The following is a 15,727-nucleotide window of genomic DNA, read 5'->3' as shown; positions in this document are numbered from 1 at the left end:
AACTATTATAATGATGCTAATTACAGTGGGTTCGTTTGAGCTTCCACTGCGGCTAACGCCACCATGTTGACAATACGACGAACAGATGCAATAGGCGTTAAGACGTGGACAGGTTTTGCAACCCCCATTAGCACAGGCCCCACGGTGACACCATCAGAACTTGTCACGCGCAGCAAGTTATAGCTAATACGCGCCGCTTCCATATTTGGCATAATCAGTAAGTTCGCTGAGCCTTTCAGTGGACTATCTGGCATCACATCTTTACGGATTGACTCAATCAACGCCGCATCCGCATGCATCTCACCGTCAATTTCCAAGTTTGGTTCACGCGCTTTCACTAATGCCAGTGTATCGCGCATTTTTTGTGCTGAACCACAATCTGAAGAACCAAAGCTTGAGCGAGATAACAGCGCCACTTTAGGCTCAATACCAAATCGACGAACCGTATCCGCTGCCATTAATGTGATTTCCGCTAACTCTTCTGGCGTTGGATCTTCGTTCACATAAGTATCGGCAATAAAGGTATTACCGGTTGGTAATAACAAGGCATTCATTGCCCCAGCTGTATGCGCACCTTCGCGGAAACCGAACAAGTCTTTCACGACTTGGTAGTGTTCACTGTAGCTACCGATTGAACCACAGATCATCCCATCAGCTTCACCACGCAGAACCATGATACCGCCGATAATCGTTGGGTTAGCAACTAATGCGCGACGCGCCATTTCTTGAGAAACACCACGACGTTTCATGATTTGATAATATTCTTGCCAGTACTCTTTAAAGCGTGGGTCATTTTCATTGTTGACCACTTCAAAGTCTTTACCTAGCTCAATATGCAGACCCAGTTTTTGGATACGCATTTCAATCACGCTAGGGCGACCGACCAGAATAGGGAATGCTAAACCGAGAGAAACTAGCTCTTGAGTTGCGTGTAATACACGCTCTTCTTCCCCTTCCGCTAATACGATGCGTTTTAGCTCTTTTTTCGCTTGAGAGAAAATTGGCTTCATAAATAAGTTAGTTTTATGGACAAACTGATTCAGTTTTTCAACATACGCATCCATATCCGTGATTGGACGTGTCGCCACACCTGACTCCATTGCCGCTTTTGCCACTGCTGGCGCAATTTTCACGATAAGGCGCGGGTCAAATGGTTTTGGAATGATATATTCAGGGCCAAAGAATAAATCTTGGTTACCGTACGCTGATGCAACTTCTTCACTTTGCTCCGCCAGCGCTAAGTCCGCGATAGCGTAAACACAAGCCAGCTTCATCTCTTCGTTGATTGTTGTTGCGCCGACATCCAGCGCGCCACGGAAGATGAATGGGAAGCACAGTACGTTGTTCACTTGGTTCGGGTAGTCTGAACGACCTGTACAGATAATGGCATCTGGGCGAACTTCTTTCGCTAATGGTGGCAGAATTTCTGGCTCAGGGTTAGCTAATGCTAAGATCAGTGGGTCTTTTGCCATGGTTTTCACCATTTCTGGTGTTAACACGCGAGGGCCTGAACAACCTAAGAAAATGTCAGCATCAGGAATAGCATCCGCTAATGTGCGTTGACCGTTATCGTCAATGGCATACGCGGCTTTAGTCGCATCCATTCGCTCATCACGACCTTTATAAATCACCCCTTTTGAATCGCAAACGGTGATATTTTCGCGCTTTAATCCTAACGCCACTAATAAGTTCATACAGGCAATCGATGCGGCACCCGCACCGGATACAACTAAACGAACATTGCCAATGTCTTTTTTAACAATGCGCAGACCGTTAATCACCGCCGCAGTACAGATAATTGCGGTTCCGTGTTGGTCGTCATGGAACACAGGAATATTCATGCGTTCACGTAATTTTTGTTCAATATAGAAGCACTCTGGCGCTTTAATATCTTCGAGGTTGATACCGCCGAATGTTGGTTCCAGCGACGCGATGATATCAATCAGTTTATCAGGATCGGTTTCATCGACTTCAATATCGAAAACATCAATACCCGAGAATTTCTTAAATAGTACCCCTTTCCCTTCCATGACAGGTTTACCTGCCAATGCACCGATGTTCCCTAAGCCTAGTACCGCAGTACCATTAGAGATAACACCCACAAGGTTACCTTTCGCTGTATAGCGATACGCTTTTAGAGGTTCTTCTGCGATTTCTAGGCAAGGTACGGCAACGCCCGGGGAATACGCTAAAGCTAGGTCACGTTGCGTGGTTAATGGTTTGGTTGGTGTTACAGTAATTTTCCCAGGATGAGGAAACTCATGAAAATCGAGAGCACTTTGTTTTAATTTATCATCCATCATCAAGTCCTTTCAAAATTTGGTAAGGTAAGAGCCATCACAGTATAAACACATCTTGTTAGCAAATCATGATCACGCCTATGATTTCCAGAAAAATCTTTCATTTACAAGGAATTTACACGGATTTGTCACAAAAATACAATGGTGAATTTCTAGAGATACACAATATTGTTATTATTTTTATTCATATCATTTTTTAAATCACTTTAATTTTTTTCAATCTTAGTTATTATTTTTTTGAAATTAATGTATTATTCGAAAGCTCGTTTCTTTTTAGCCTTAAATATATCCAGCTTCATAGTTTTCGCTTCCATTATTCATGCTTTTATACAGCTAATTAATTTATCAATTAAGAATAATGATTTCATGTAATCTTAAATATATTATATTTTAACTATATCAATTCTAGTTAATCTAATAAGTTGTCAGACATAAAAAAGGAACCCACTATGTCTAATTATACGGTTATGATTATCGATGAACATCCTATCTTTCGTTTTGGACTATCTCATTTATTAAAATCAAAAGCTGACTTTGACGTAACGGCAGAAGTTTCAAATAGTAAAGAAGCGCTGAATATCGCCACCAGCAAACAACCCAATATGATACTGATAGATACTATTCTTCATGGTAATAAAACATTCGAGACGATTCGATTACTACGTAAGCATTGCGCTAACAGTTATTTGCTGGTTCTTTCACTCTCAACGATGAAAACTGATATCTACGCCGCTATCGATGCAGGTGCTCAAGGTTATTTATTAAAAAATAGCGAACTCGATATGCTGCTTAATAGTATGAAAAAAGCGATGGAGGGACACCATGTATTTAGCGAAAAAGTTTATCAGCATCTGATTACCCGGCATCAATCCAAAGATCCTCTTTCCACATTAACTCGCCGTGAATGCGAAATATTGCACGAAATGGCAGCTGGATTAAAAAACAGAGAAATCTCTCAACTATTATTTATTTCTGAAGAAACCGTTAAAGTTCACATCCGAAATGTCTTAAAGAAATTACGAGTTCGATCTCGTTTAGAAGCCAGTTTAATATACATGCGTTCAAAATAATTTCATCTGATTTAATTTAATTAACGTAAGTTTCCTAAATTAATTATTTTATTATTTATATATAATATTATGAATATTAACTCTGCCTTAGTTATTATTAAATCGCTTATTAGATTAATAAATCTTTTCGATTCAAAGGGGTAGACCATAATTGTATTTTCCCGCATTATGTAGGGCATACATTGTTCGCCATTAGAGGAAAATCATATGTCCAACACCCCTGCATCCCCTTATATCATGTACGGAATTAAAAACTGCGATACCATTAAGAAAGCTCGCCGTTACTTAGACGATAACGCAGTTAGCTACCAATTCCATGATTACCGTGTTGATGGCATCACTGATGAACTCCTTTCTACATTTTTGCAACACATCGATTGGGAAACCTTGGTGAATAAACGCGGTACAACTTGGCGTAAGCTCAGCGATGAAGAGAAAAATGCAGTTGTCGATGCTGATAGCGCGAAAAAAGTCTTACTGGCTGAACCTGCGATGATCAAGCGCCCTGTTCTTGTTTCTGCTAATGGTCATTACCTTGTCGGGTTTAATGCCGACGACTACAAAAAATTCACAAAATAAAAGGTGACTCAATGAACTGCCCTGTCATTGAACTTGCAAAACAACTTATCGCCCGTCCCTCTATCAGCCCGGATGACCAAGGTTGCCAAGATTTACTCATCGAACGTTTGAATAAAATCGGCTTTACGGTGGAAAAAATGCCATTTGGGGATACTCTCAATTTTTGGGCTCACCGTGGCAATAATGGCAAAACCCTCGCCTTTGCGGGTCATACCGATGTCGTCCCTGCAGGCGATCACAGTAAATGGCAAACTCCGCCATTTACCCCAACAATTATTAACCAACATTTATACGGTCGTGGTGCTGCCGACATGAAAGGCTCCATTGCCGCCATGGTGGTTGCCGCCGAGCGCTTTGTAGAAAAACACCCTAACCATACTGGCCGTCTTGCGTTTTTAATTACCTCTGACGAGGAAGCGAAAGCTACCCATGGTACCGTGAAAGTTGTTGAAACCTTGCAAGCCCGTAATGAACCAGTCGATTACTGCCTAGTGGGAGAACCATCCAGCCAGTCTGCACTTGGTGACATCATTAAGAATGGTCGTCGCGGCTCTATCACCGCACACTTAACTATTTTGGGTACTCAAGGACACGTTGCCTACCCACATCTTGCTGATAACCCAGTACATCGTGCAACCGGCTTTCTGCAAGAGTTAGTCTCCACTAAATGGGATGATGGCAACCAATATTTCCCAGCTACCAGCATGCAAATCGCCAATATCAATGCGGGTACTGGTGCCGATAACGTCATCCCCGGTGAGCTAAAAGTGCAATTTAATTTCCGTTTTAGTACCGAACTGACCGATACCATGATCCGCGAACGCGTGACAGACATGTTAGAGCGCCACGGACTGAATTATCATTTAGATTGGTTCTTATCGGGTCAACCATTCTTGACGGGTGACAGCGAATTAGTGAGTGCAACGGTGCAAGCCATCCAAGAAGTGACAGGACGTGCCACCACCTTATCCACCAGTGGCGGCACCTCTGACGGACGTTTCATCGCCCAAATGGGAACCCATGTTATCGAACTCGGCCCTTTGAATGCGACGATCCATAAAGTGGATGAGTGCGTTAACGTCGATGATTTGCAACAGCTTGCCGTTATCTACGAACGCATAATGGAACTACTATTACTATGACTCTCTCCATCGAAATGTTGACAGGGCGCTCCACCGACCATTTAGTGACTTTGGGCGGTAATCATCGCCTACAGTTTAATACCACTAAAGCGTTTCTTGCCATGCAGCAAGCTGCGGCACGCGCAGGGTTTAAGCTACAATCCGCCAGTGCTTTTCGTGATTTTGCTCGCCAGCAAATTATTTGGAATGAAAAATTTGCTGGCAAACGCCCAGTTCTTGATACCCATAGCCAGCCGTTAGATATTTCAACATTAACGGAAGGGGAATTATGTGAGGCGATTTTGCATTGGTCTGCGCTACCAGGAGCAAGCCGTCACCACTGGGGAACTGAGATTGATGTTTACGACCCACTACGTATTCCTGCGGGGCAAACCTTGCAATTAGAACCTTGGGAATATCAAGAAGGGGGTTATTTTGCTGAGCTTAATCACTGGTTAACCGACAATATGGCAACCTTTGATTTCTACCGCCCTTTCACCGCCACCAATGCAGGTATAGCGGAAGAACCTTGGCATATTAGTTATTGGCCGTTGTCCCATGAAGCTGAACAGCTATTGACGCCCGAAATTGTTAGACAGGTGCTCACCGAAGAAGATATTAGTGGAAAAACTTGGTTATTAGATAACCTTGAGTATGTTTTTAACCGCTATATTAAAGTGCCTGAATGATTTATCTGTCACTCAGCCTCTTGCTGAGTGATAGCTTTCCTGATTACAAACCTTCGTTATTCTGATCCGAATTTGACACATCGACGACAGGTAAACGGTACATAAAAATCAGCAACCAACACACCCCTAAAAATAGCCCGACTTTTAGCCAACCATAGCTGACCACCCAAATCGAGAAGGCAAACGTAATAACGATTAACGTCATAGCTTTCGGTTTTACACCTTTTGGTAGCGCGCGATGCGCTTGCCAGTGACGTAAATACCCGCCAAACCATGAACGATATAGCAACCAGTTGTGAAAGCGTGGTGAGGAACGCGAAAAACACCATGCCGCTAATAATAAAAAACAGGTCGTTGGCATGACGGGTAAAATAGCGCCAAGAAAAGCTAATCCAACAGCAATCCACCCTACTGTAATGAATATGATTTTCTTTATATTCACTCAGGCTCTCCCGTTACAACAAAAAACATGGTTAAATGACCCCACTAAAGCCTACCAACTACGTCATGTGGGCAGGGTTACACATTATTATGATTAAAATAAGAAGGCAAATATGCATTGGTTAGCCGATTACTGGTGGGTCATCCTACTGTTATTAGTCGGGGTCATTTGGAACTCAGTCAAAGAGATGATGCGACTCGACCCCAAAAAATATTTAGATGACAAACCAGAGATTCCGCCTCACAAAGATAATAATCACCTGTGGGACGATGAAGATGACGACTGGCCTAAAGACAAAAAGCACTAATTTGTTGCCTTAAACTTTTCACCTCTTCAGGGTAATAGCCATTCAGCCACTGTGCGACTTCTGCTCTTGCCCGTTTTAACCACTGTTTTTGCCCTGCTAACCCGAGTTGCCCAGCAATATGTTCAACAGATTGCCCTTGATGAAAATAAGCCCCAAGGGCTGAACCGGTGATTTCAACCGAATCTCGTTGCTGTAAAACCGCTAAAAAACGCTGTAATGACGCCTCACTTGCAGCCAACGAACGGTGATAATCGCTAAAGCCAACCAATTCTAGCCAATCTCCATCATCAAGGTGCTGCTCAGATGTGCTTTTCAGACTAAATTCATTCAGATCCTGACGCCAGAATAAATCCCGCTGCAATCGCTGTTGCCCTAAATAGCAAATTGACTGCGCTTCTGCGGATAATGGCAACACCGCCATCGCAGTGAAACAGCCACTACTCGCCTCAACATGCCGCCCAATTCGTACGATCTGGAACCCTGATGATTGCCAAAAAGCCAATAACTCTGGGGTTAAACCAAAGCTGACCGATAGGAAATCTAAACCGTCCTGAATGCCTTGTCCAATTTGCAATTCTAATAACCGGTAGCCAATTTTTTGGCGACGATATCCAGCATTCACGGCAATGCGCATCACTCTGCGAGAACGTAATCTCGGGACTTGAGGAAAATAGCAATGCGCTGCGAGGGATTGAGCAACCAGATTTCCCCGTGGTCGCCGTTGTCCTGCCCAAATTTGCCAGCTCAGTTTTTCATCTAAACCACCTTCATCCACCATCCATACAGCGCCGATAACATCCTGATTATGATGGCTTGCGACGGCAATATGCTGGTGCTGTGCATCCAATAATCGGCGTAAATCCAACGGCGAGGTTCGATAATGTGCCGCGGTCAATAAACCGTAAAATGCATGGAGCTGTTTAGGATCATTAGCCAGTTGCTGCTGGCTAAGTGGCTTGAGGATAATCGGCTCTGCCACGGCCTTCGTCGAAGTAGCGCTTTCCAATAATAAACTTTGGTTAATCACCCTTTCGAGTGGGTCATGTTCTGCAAAGCGGATCGGCTGAGTGAGCGACAGCGATGTGAAATTTTCGAGACTATCACAAAATTTCATCATAAAACCACGCCCCGTACCTTCATAACCTTCCACCGTCGTGGTCATAAGTACCCGTGGGAAAAAGGCGATAATCTGCCGCAGAATATGAGATGGAATGGCAGCGGCTTCATCAATAATTAACCAATCAGCATTAATCTGCTGCCCTGATTGGCAATAGTGCAAAAGCGCATCAGGTGCCCAAAATTTGAGTTCATGCTGAGCATATTCGGCCATTACGCCAGTGGTCACTTTCGCTGGCGCGCAACACCAACAAACACCTTGCCATTCCTTAATCAGCATACCCGCAACCGTGGACTTACCTCGTCCACGCGGCGCTATCAATCCCCATATTCCATTCTCTGCACTCAGCAATTGTCCAAGAGCCGCTTGTTGCTGTTCTGTCGGCTGCCCCGTGGGGGCTATCCATTTGGGGTGATCGGGTAGCAAATTCAGTCCGTGCGGCTGTTTTTGTTCCTCAAGCTGTTGATCAATAAACAGTACATCAGGGCTATTCCGGAAAGTGCGTTGCAAATGATGCACAAAGTTAGGTGTGGGGATTTCACCAAATTGCTCATTCCATCTCACACTATCTGCATCATTTTGCTGCGCCCATCGGGATTGTGGCGGTGTGCATAGTACTAACAAGCTTCCGGCTTTTAAGGTTCCCGCTAAGATAGCCAGCGCCTCGCTATGTAACCCTTTACGCGCATCAAAAATACCATGAACAAATTCGCGTCCAAGCAATAGTTGGGCTTTTTCTGGTGGAATACTATTGGGTAATTCAGGTGAGAGACAGAGCCAATCCCCCACTAAGAAATCTTGAAACTCCTGAAGCTGAGTTTTGCCCCACTCATGCTCTCCCGATAAAACTAGCAAGCGGCGGAAACCGATATGATGTAGCTGCTCAACAATCGCTTGTAATGAATTTTTCATCGCCAAGGTGACTATTTACCAATAAGTAATGACAGAATCCCTGCGGCAATCAATGGTCCAACAGGAACACCTCGGAATAAGGCAACTCCAATCACTGTCCCCACCAATAGCCCCGCCACCGTGGAAGGCTGGCTTCCCATCAGTGCAACACCCCGACTGCCTAGCCAAGAAACCAATATTCCAATCACAATTGCCAATAATGATTTCCAATTCAAAAAGGAGCTTAATACATCATTCGCTGAGATTTTTCCGCTCGCAATAGGCGCCATGACACCTATCGTCAAGATTAAAATTCCGATGGTTAATCCATATTTTTCGACCCAAGGGAAGAAATTATTCAGCGGCGTGATCCGCACCACCAGCAAAAATAGCATGGCTAACGTCACTGTCATGTTGTGGCTGATAATGCCTAATCCTGCCAATACCAGCAAAATGATCAGTGTAGGATCCACTTGGCTCATAATTTTTCCCCTGTAAAATAAATACATTGCGGCAACACAGTTCCACCGTGTCAATTGAGTTAGTATGTTATTGATCTCGCGTTGAAGAGGCAAATCATCCTTCACCTTTAAACGCTATTTTCTATAGTTTATCTGAAAAAAGTTTATCTTAGAAAATAGGCTCTCCTTCATTCACGGAACCCTAATAAAACTTAAGTTAAATAATCAGAATATTCGAGACTCCACATTGTTTTTTCGCCCACTATTCCGACCTTCTTGATCAATATTTTTTAAGATACAGAGTGTTTCACTAAAAAAAACTGAAAAAAATCCCTTTCCCAGACAGCAAGTTATCTATTCGTATAATAGATTGCCGTAATCTATAAACACGATTTACTAGGATCTCGGCTATGTCTCACGATTTAACCACTTATTCAAACGCTCGCTTTATCGCACTGCGTCTACGTCCAGGGGAAGATGTCATTCTTACCTTACGAGAGCAGGTCAAACATCATCAGTTGCAAGCTGCATTTATTGCTGGCTGCGTGGGTAGCTTGACCGATGTCTCCTTGCGTTTTGCTGGGCAAGAAAATACCCATCTTATTTCTGGTAAGTTTGAAGTTGTGTCACTGATAGGCACCCTTGATGCCCAGGGTGAACATTTGCATTTGGCAGTTTCCGATGAAAACGGTCAAATGCGCGGTGGACATATGATGCCGGGTTGCACCGTCAGAACCACCCTCGAATTGATTATTGGCGAACTGGAAAATAAAACCTTTACCCGCGAGCCTTGCGCGCTCTCAGGATATGAAGAATTGGTCGTCACCTCTCGTTAACTTTCATTTTATTTTGATTTTTATTCTGGCTTTATTTTACAACTTATTAGGGATATTTAATTCATGGCAAACTCGTCAATCATTTCCAGCCGAACATTGGCTTTAATTGTTTTTTCTATTGCAATCAACATGGTGGTTGGGCAATTAAGTTCCATGTTAAAACTGCCTATCTTCCTTGATTCTATCGGCACTATTATCTGTGCACTGCTCGCAGGTCCTTGGGCGGCTATCTTTAGTGGCTTAGCGACTAACTTGCTTTGGGGCCTTTTAACAGGCCCTATCGCGGCGGCATTTGCGCCTGTTGCGATGATGATCGGCTTAAGTGCTGGTTTACTGGCACGTGCTGGCGGTTTTCGTACCCTACCACGCGTTATTTTATCGGGCGTGGTGATCACTATCGCACTGATGATCGTCGCCGTGCCTATTCGTACCTACTTATTTTCGGGTACTACCGGTAGTGGCGCAGACTTTTTTGTAGCCTATTTCCATGCTGTTGGTGAAAACTTATTAGAGTCTGTGGCTATCACCGTTTTAGGCGCTAATATTGCGGATAAAATAATTTCAGCCATTGTGGCTTGGTTGCTTGTTCGTCGTTTACCTGAGCGCGTTCAACGTACTTTCCCGAATATGGCTAAAGTGCGTTAGGGGTTAGGATGCACCCTTTTACTTCATTAACCTTATGGTTCTGGTTTAGCGCTAGCACATTGATGCTACCGCTAGGCTGGGGGTTAGTTCTCGTTGCTTTCGCTACCCTTGCCGCAGTCATCTTACGCTCAGCGTCATTCCATCGCTGGAAATTTATCGCAGCAATTATGTTACCAATGGCGGTAGGACTTTGGCTAATCCACGGAGGGTGGCTAAGTGAATTATTAACAGGCTCACCGCCACAAGCCCTTCAGCAGCAAAAAGCCATGGCTTTATGGCTGCGTCTGCTCGCCATCATTAGTGCATCTCAATTATGGCTACAGTATGTTCCTACTGAACGATTTATCCGAGCGCTATTTGCCAGTCGCCTCCCGGCCAGTTTTGCCTATGTGCTTGCGGGTCCACTTTTACTTGTTGAGCAACTTCGTCAACAGCTTGCCACTATTCGCGAAGCTCAGCTTGCCCGAGGGGTTCCCTTAGATGGCCACTTTTGGCAACGATTAACTACGTTACCCGCCCTATTGCTTCCTCTGGCGAGCCAAGCACTCAGTGAACTAACTGTCCGCAGTGCAGCCCTTGATATGCGAGGTTTTCGCTACACTCGCCATCGCACCACATTGAATAAACCTGCTGATAGCCGCCTTCAATATATATTGCGTTTTGGCTTATTAGCACTGATCGTAATTGAAGGAGGTTTGGCGCTATGTTGGTAAATATCACGGAAAACAGGGTGGTAAACCTTCAACAACTTTCTTTTACACCTCAAGGCATCGATCACCCTATCCTTTCCGGGATTGATTTAACGCTAAACCAAGGTAATTGGCATTGTGTTTTAGGGGGTAATGGCAGCGGCAAAACCACATTAGCCCAACTGTTGGCGGGTTGGTTACCTGATCAGTTAACCGGCAAAGTCACTGGTAATGGTATGATCCTTGCTCAACCATTAGGAGAGCAATCTTTAGTTGAGCTATCGATTGAACGTCAATTCGTGCAGCAATCTCCGCAATTACAACTCTCTGGCTGTACGTTTACCGTTGAGCAAGAAGTGGCGTTTGGCCCCGAAAATTTAGGACTTCCACCTGAAGAAATCGTTCAACGGGTTGAACAGGCTCTTGAGTTAACGTTCAGCCAGAATTTACGTCATCGTCACCCAGCCACCCTCTCTGGCGGGGAAGCTCAACGCGTGGTATTGGCGAGCGCTCTAGCTATGCGGCCACGATTATTGCTATTAGATGAAGCTTTTAGCAGATTAACTCCCGCAGCCACGCATCGATTACTCACTCAGTTAAAAAATTACAGTGAACAAACTGGCTGTTGCGTGATCTTATTCGAACGGCATTTACTGCCAGCTCTACATTTCTGCAATGATTTTTCATTGCTGGAACAAGGCATTATTGCTGCTCGAGGGGATATTGACGCCATATTTATACCCGCACAGCAGACAATCAATATGCCCGATGCGTGGCGTGTTGTCGGGAAATTAATGGCGCATGGTAGTTGGCATTCCCCAGTGCCTCGCAATGAACTACAACTGATTCAAGGTATTGAGGCGTGTTATGCTGCAAATTAATCAATTAAGCTTTCAATACACCCCGAAAACCGCACATGCCATTGAAGATCTTACACTTACGCTTCGCGCTGGAGAATGGGTGGCATTAGTGGGAGACAATGGTGCGGGAAAATCCACCTTATTGCGTTTAATGGCGGGTTTATTGCCGCCTTCGAGTGGGGAAGTCAATTTTAATCAACAACCCATCAGTAGATTGAAAGCCGCGGAACGCGCTCAACAAATTGGCATTTTATTCCAAGAGGCTGAAAAACAGATTTTTCACAGCACGGTGAAAGATGAGATTATGTTTGGATTACGCCGCCAAAAATTATCCTCGTCGGATATTGCTGAAAAATTAGAGCGAGCTTTAACACTTTGCCATTTAACAGATGTTGCGGATAAACACCCGCTTGATTTGCATTCCGCGCAGCGGCGCATGGTCGCTGTGGCTTGTTTAACTGCGGTTCAACCTAAATTGCTGCTGTTAGATGAGCCAAGCCGTGATTTCGATACACGGTGGCTAGGGTATTTTGAGCAATGGCTAGATTATCAAAAGCAATTGGGTACCACGGTTGTTACGATCAGCCATGATTTGGATTTTGCCGCGCGTCATTTTGCTCGGGCAGTACATTTATCCCAAGGTCGCTTAGTGGCTGATGGCAATATTGAAACGGTGTTACGCCACCCTGAGTTACAGCCAGATTCCGTTTTGCCATCCCCGACTTTGCATTCACTCAGCCATCAGCTGAATCTACCTATCGAAAGCCAAGCTGAGCGTTGGATTCAGCAATTTCTGGTAAAACCATAATTTAAAGGCAAAAAAATAGCCTGCGGTTGGCAGGCTATCATTGTTTCTTTCAAGATGATTTTAGAAACTTAGTCGAGTTTAACGCCGATACGACGAGCCACTTCTTCGTACGCTTCAATCAAGCCACCGAGGCTTTGACGGAAACGGTCTTTGTCCATTTTGTTCAGGGTTTCTTTATCCCATAAACGGCTACCGTCTGGAGAGAATTCATCACCCAGCACGACTTCGCCTTTGAATAAACCGAACTCCAGTTTAAAGTCGACTAAGATCAAACCTGCGTCCGCAAAAATCTTGCTTAAAACATCGTTCGCTTTGTAGCTCAGTTCGCGCATTTTCGCTAAGTTTTCTTTGCTCACCCAACCAAACGTTTCGCAGTAAGATTCATTCACCATCGGGTCATGTTTAGCGTCATCTTTCAGGAATAAATCGAACAGAGGCGGGTTTAAAATCATCCCTTCTTCAACCCCAAGGCGCTTAACCAGAGAGCCTGCCGCGCGGTTACGGATAACGCATTCAACCGGCACCATATCCAGTTTTTTAACCAAGGCTTCGGTATCAGATAACAAAGCTTCCATCTGTGTAGGAATGCCTGCTTCTTGCAACTTAGTCATGATGAAATGGTTAAATTTGTTATTAACCATACCTTTGCGGTCAAACTGTTCGATACGCTCACCGTCGAGTGCTGATGTATCATTACGGAACTCCAGAACTAATAAATCTGGATCCTCTGTGGTATAGACCGTTTTTGCCTTGCCACGATACAACTCAGCTTTCTTTTGCATCTTAAACACTCCAGGGATGTGATTACACTCAATAGAAATCAACCTGCACAGCAGATTCAGATAAGTAACAGTAGAATAAACCGCTAAAAATAGCGGATTCATTGTTAATTTTCTGCTCTGATTCAGTCAGTTATCCAAAAATTATTGATACCGTGCTAACTAACTGATATTCAATATTTTATGATTAACTGCTAATTATGATAATAAAATTCTCGCGCATACGCAAACGATTACTTAGCTGCAAATACTGATTTTTTGTCCATTTGTTTCACTGAGAATTTTATGATGGATAGATGTGCAGATGGGTAGTTAAAGTAATGGATGTTTGCTGATAACAATCAGTTTGTGGGTATATACGTCGATATCTCTACCCCAAAGTTGATTGACCCATTGCTCAAAGAATTCAGACTCAGTATGGATTTGTGTTAGTGGTCTGTCTTCGAGCGTGCCATCGGAAGCATAAATATAATAGCGCTGGTAAAATGCCCAAGAAATCATAATTTCCCAGAAGCGCTGTCCATCTCGAGTATGCTCTTCATCCGTTACCATGATGCTATGATTGTCGAGTAAATGAATGAAAAATATTCGAGGTAAATCTCCAATATTATTCCGATGCAAATGAGATATGGTGCGCCAAACTTTAATTTGAGTGCATGTAGTTTCACCAAAGACAATATCACTACGCAGTTTCAATTCTAGCAAATATATCGTTTCTGGCTCCCTTCCAGTAGTCACCATCCGATATTGGTTTTTCTTACATACTTTCATTAATTGATATCCTTGAGGTACCACATAATTTGGTAAATTAAAAACAGTTACACCCTCCTCTAGAAAACTTCTTGTATGAGCAATATTATTTAATGAATTTAGTAAATTATCATTAAAGTTTGTCCCGGCAATTCTTCTTGGCATCGTTATATTATTCCTACTATCCATTGGTTTCGATGCGTTATTATCCATAACTTTTCTTTCACTGTTAGCCATTACAGCCTGAAGTTTATCCGAAAAAAAACGCCATCCCATAGGACGGCGTTTTCACTTGCTAGAACAAATAAATTAGCTAACTAAACTTATTTTTTAGTCGGTGCTTTACTGAAAGCGGCTTTCAGTGCGGCGACCATTTCATCATTCTGTTTCTGAGTTAATGGTACGCCTTTGGTGTTGATAAACTGTAGGCTACTACGGTTATTCAAATCACCCACTTGAACTTTATAGTCATCTTCCGGTACCGATGGGTCATCAATACCCAGCGCTTGCCACTCAGAGCTGCTCAAGCCTTTGTAAGTCACCATGACGGAACCTGCTGAACGGCTACGGTCACCCACTTTCATACCAACGCTTTCTAATGCGTGAGGTAAACGCTCCCAAACTGCATCGTACGGCGCGCGAACGATAACCACTGGTAAGCCAGTGTCATTGCTACCTGTTTGAACATCAATGATGCCATAGGCGCTTTGCAGACTATTTTTGCTTGAGGTATCACGCAGTGTATACAGAGCATCAGTTAAATCGTTTAATAACAGTTTGTTATAGCGTTGAATTTCCGCTGCATCTGTTACCGTTTCATCACCTTGGCGTAAGCCTAGGTTAGTCACGGTTAATGCAATCATGCCGTTTTCTGGCTGAACAGTGACTTTATGACGGCTCTCTAATGGGACGTTTTCGTCTGCACGATCCCATTTAATCCAGTCAGTTTCGATAGAACGAGAACCATCGTTCTTCGTAGAAACTGGGATGCCACGCTGTTCTAAAATCATGGTCACTTGTGACCATAACGCATTATTTTCAGGAGTATTATCTAGCAACAAACGGCTGGCTTCTGCGCTGTTTTCAGTGCGTGAACCGGCTAATTGTGAAATCGTCAGTACTGGTGGGCGAATATCTAATGCTTTCCCAACCGCTCCTGTTGAGGTGGTTTTAGGAAGATCATATTCACCGTTAGTTGCTGGTAAAGTGATCCCCTGCGGCGCATTCAGCACTTTCAATGGCGCAGCATTAAGATATTCCTCATCACCACTGACCTGACGTTTATAGCGCTGATCGCTGGAGCAGGCTGCCAGTAACACGACAAGTGACAGGCCAGCAACCTTCATAACCTTCGATTTTTGCAATAATGTTGCCATTAAAATT

At 43.8% G+C, this 15,727-nt stretch carries 15 protein-coding genes and 2 pseudogenes; 10 read left to right on the top strand and 7 right to left on the bottom strand.

What is annotated here, in order from left to right; translation table 11 throughout:
- Positions 1-20: 20 nt before the first annotated feature.
- Positions 21-2,300, bottom strand: a complete 2,280-nt coding sequence (maeB, locus tag GKR74_RS11415) for an NADP-dependent oxaloacetate-decarboxylating malate dehydrogenase (protein ID WP_154603658.1) — start codon at positions 2,298-2,300, stop codon at positions 21-23.
- A gap of 449 nt (positions 2,301-2,749) precedes the next feature.
- Between maeB and GKR74_RS11410 the strand changes: the two genes are divergently transcribed.
- The 4 genes and pseudogenes from GKR74_RS11410 to GKR74_RS11395 all read left to right on the top strand — a co-directional run.
- A complete protein-coding gene (locus GKR74_RS11410) occupies positions 2,750-3,370 on the top strand; it encodes a LuxR C-terminal-related transcriptional regulator (RefSeq protein ID WP_154603657.1) in 621 nt (206 codons plus the stop codon).
- Between the two features lie 207 nt (positions 3,371-3,577).
- Positions 3,578-3,949, top strand: a complete 372-nt coding sequence (locus GKR74_RS11405; RefSeq protein ID WP_132496051.1) for an ArsC family reductase — start codon at positions 3,578-3,580, stop codon at positions 3,947-3,949.
- A gap of 11 nt (positions 3,950-3,960) precedes the next feature.
- A pseudogene (gene dapE, locus GKR74_RS11400) lies at positions 3,961-5,136 on the top strand (succinyl-diaminopimelate desuccinylase).
- A pseudogene (locus GKR74_RS11395) lies at positions 5,088-5,756 on the top strand (M15 family metallopeptidase); the annotation flags it as partial. The pseudogenes dapE and GKR74_RS11395, both read left to right, overlap by 49 nt.
- A gap of 46 nt (positions 5,757-5,802) precedes the next feature.
- On the opposite strand, the gene GKR74_RS11390 reads toward GKR74_RS11395, so the two are convergent.
- Positions 5,803-6,195, bottom strand: coding sequence for a DUF454 family protein (locus GKR74_RS11390; protein ID WP_336431349.1), 393 nt, complete (start codon positions 6,193-6,195; stop codon positions 5,803-5,805).
- A gap of 118 nt (positions 6,196-6,313) precedes the next feature.
- Between GKR74_RS11390 and GKR74_RS11385 the strand changes: the two genes are divergently transcribed.
- Positions 6,314-6,508: a YpfN family protein gene (locus tag GKR74_RS11385; RefSeq protein WP_154603654.1), complete on the top strand. Its 195-nt coding sequence runs from the start codon at positions 6,314-6,316 to the stop codon at positions 6,506-6,508.
- Here GKR74_RS11385 and GKR74_RS11380 read toward each other — a convergent pair.
- Complete coding sequence (locus tag GKR74_RS11380; RefSeq protein WP_154603653.1) at positions 6,489-8,537, bottom strand: tRNA(Met) cytidine acetyltransferase TmcA; 2,049 nt, start codon at positions 8,535-8,537, stop codon at positions 6,489-6,491. The genes GKR74_RS11385 and GKR74_RS11380 overlap by 20 nt on opposite strands.
- 11 nt (positions 8,538-8,548) lie before the next feature.
- Positions 8,549-8,998, bottom strand: a complete 450-nt coding sequence (locus tag GKR74_RS11375; RefSeq protein WP_154603652.1) for a DUF441 domain-containing protein — start codon at positions 8,996-8,998, stop codon at positions 8,549-8,551.
- A 389-nt stretch (positions 8,999-9,387) separates the two neighbouring features.
- On the opposite strand from GKR74_RS11375, the gene GKR74_RS11370 reads away from it, so the two are divergent.
- The 5 genes from GKR74_RS11370 to GKR74_RS11350 all read left to right on the top strand — a co-directional run bounded on the left by GKR74_RS11370 (position 9,388) and on the right by GKR74_RS11350 (position 12,815).
- A complete protein-coding gene (locus GKR74_RS11370) occupies positions 9,388-9,813 on the top strand; it encodes a PPC domain-containing DNA-binding protein (protein WP_154603651.1) in 426 nt (141 codons plus the stop codon).
- A 63-nt stretch (positions 9,814-9,876) separates the two neighbouring features.
- Positions 9,877-10,458 (top strand): ECF transporter S component, encoded by a 582-nt coding sequence (locus tag GKR74_RS11365; RefSeq protein WP_154603650.1) that lies wholly within the window; start codon positions 9,877-9,879, stop codon positions 10,456-10,458.
- 8 nt (positions 10,459-10,466) lie between these two features.
- The gene (locus GKR74_RS11360; protein ID WP_195848766.1) at positions 10,467-11,171 is read left to right on the top strand and encodes an energy-coupling factor transporter transmembrane component T; all 705 of its coding nucleotides are present in this window, start codon (positions 10,467-10,469) and stop codon (positions 11,169-11,171) included.
- Positions 11,162-12,028: an energy-coupling factor ABC transporter ATP-binding protein gene (locus GKR74_RS11355; protein ID WP_154603649.1), complete on the top strand. Its 867-nt coding sequence runs from the start codon at positions 11,162-11,164 to the stop codon at positions 12,026-12,028. The genes GKR74_RS11360 and GKR74_RS11355 overlap by 10 nt, the downstream gene beginning before the upstream one ends.
- On the top strand, positions 12,015-12,815 hold the full coding sequence (locus GKR74_RS11350; protein WP_154603648.1) for an energy-coupling factor ABC transporter ATP-binding protein: 801 nt from the start codon (positions 12,015-12,017) through the stop codon (positions 12,813-12,815). The genes GKR74_RS11355 and GKR74_RS11350 overlap by 14 nt, the downstream gene beginning before the upstream one ends.
- Positions 12,816-12,883: 68 nt before the next feature.
- Here GKR74_RS11350 and purC read toward each other — a convergent pair whose 3' ends face one another.
- From purC to bamC, 3 genes are all read right to left on the bottom strand, one after another.
- Positions 12,884-13,597: a phosphoribosylaminoimidazolesuccinocarboxamide synthase gene (gene purC, locus GKR74_RS11345; RefSeq protein WP_036953240.1), complete on the bottom strand. Its 714-nt coding sequence runs from the start codon at positions 13,595-13,597 to the stop codon at positions 12,884-12,886.
- A 309-nt stretch (positions 13,598-13,906) separates the two neighbouring features.
- Positions 13,907-14,581 carry a hypothetical protein gene (locus GKR74_RS11340; RefSeq protein WP_230089150.1) on the bottom strand — a complete coding sequence of 225 codons (675 nt, stop codon included), beginning with the start codon at positions 14,579-14,581 and terminating at the stop codon, positions 13,907-13,909.
- An 86-nt stretch (positions 14,582-14,667) separates the two neighbouring features.
- Positions 14,668-15,720, bottom strand: a complete 1,053-nt coding sequence (bamC, locus tag GKR74_RS11335) for an outer membrane protein assembly factor BamC (protein WP_154603646.1) — start codon at positions 15,718-15,720, stop codon at positions 14,668-14,670.
- Between the last annotated feature and the right edge of the window lie 7 nt (positions 15,721-15,727).

It is taken from the genome of Providencia sp. wls1914, assembly GCF_009706645.1.
GTDB lineage: Bacteria > Pseudomonadota > Gammaproteobacteria > Enterobacterales > Enterobacteriaceae > Providencia > Providencia zhijiangensis.
This window is presented reverse-complemented; position numbering and strand designations above follow the sequence as displayed.

What these genes read in the sequence shown, in the direction of transcription:
- GKR74_RS11380 (WP_154603653.1), bottom strand. Translation starts at nt 8,537, where the DNA reads ATGAAAAATTCATTACAAGCGATTGTTGAGCAGCTACATCATATCGGT.
- GKR74_RS11410 (WP_154603657.1), top strand. Translation starts at nt 2,750, where the DNA reads ATGTCTAATTATACGGTTATGATTATCGATGAACATCCTATCTTTCGT.
- GKR74_RS11355 (WP_154603649.1), top strand. Translation starts at nt 11,162, where the DNA reads ATGTTGGTAAATATCACGGAAAACAGGGTGGTAAACCTTCAACAACTT.
- GKR74_RS11340 (WP_230089150.1), bottom strand. Translation starts at nt 14,581, where the DNA reads ATGGCTAACAGTGAAAGAAAAGTTATGGATAATAACGCATCGAAACCA.
- GKR74_RS11385 (WP_154603654.1), top strand. Translation starts at nt 6,314, where the DNA reads ATGCATTGGTTAGCCGATTACTGGTGGGTCATCCTACTGTTATTAGTC.
- GKR74_RS11360 (WP_195848766.1), top strand. Translation starts at nt 10,467, where the DNA reads ATGCACCCTTTTACTTCATTAACCTTATGGTTCTGGTTTAGCGCTAGC.
- GKR74_RS11365 (WP_154603650.1), top strand. Translation starts at nt 9,877, where the DNA reads ATGGCAAACTCGTCAATCATTTCCAGCCGAACATTGGCTTTAATTGTT.
- GKR74_RS11375 (WP_154603652.1), bottom strand. Translation starts at nt 8,998, where the DNA reads ATGAGCCAAGTGGATCCTACACTGATCATTTTGCTGGTATTGGCAGGA.
- maeB (WP_154603658.1), bottom strand. Translation starts at nt 2,300, where the DNA reads ATGGATGATAAATTAAAACAAAGTGCTCTCGATTTTCATGAGTTTCCT.
- GKR74_RS11370 (WP_154603651.1), top strand. Translation starts at nt 9,388, where the DNA reads ATGTCTCACGATTTAACCACTTATTCAAACGCTCGCTTTATCGCACTG.
- bamC (WP_154603646.1), bottom strand. Translation starts at nt 15,720, where the DNA reads ATGGCAACATTATTGCAAAAATCGAAGGTTATGAAGGTTGCTGGCCTG.
- purC (WP_036953240.1), bottom strand. Translation starts at nt 13,597, where the DNA reads ATGCAAAAGAAAGCTGAGTTGTATCGTGGCAAGGCAAAAACGGTCTAT.
- GKR74_RS11405 (WP_132496051.1), top strand. Translation starts at nt 3,578, where the DNA reads ATGTCCAACACCCCTGCATCCCCTTATATCATGTACGGAATTAAAAAC.
- GKR74_RS11350 (WP_154603648.1), top strand. Translation starts at nt 12,015, where the DNA reads ATGCTGCAAATTAATCAATTAAGCTTTCAATACACCCCGAAAACCGCA.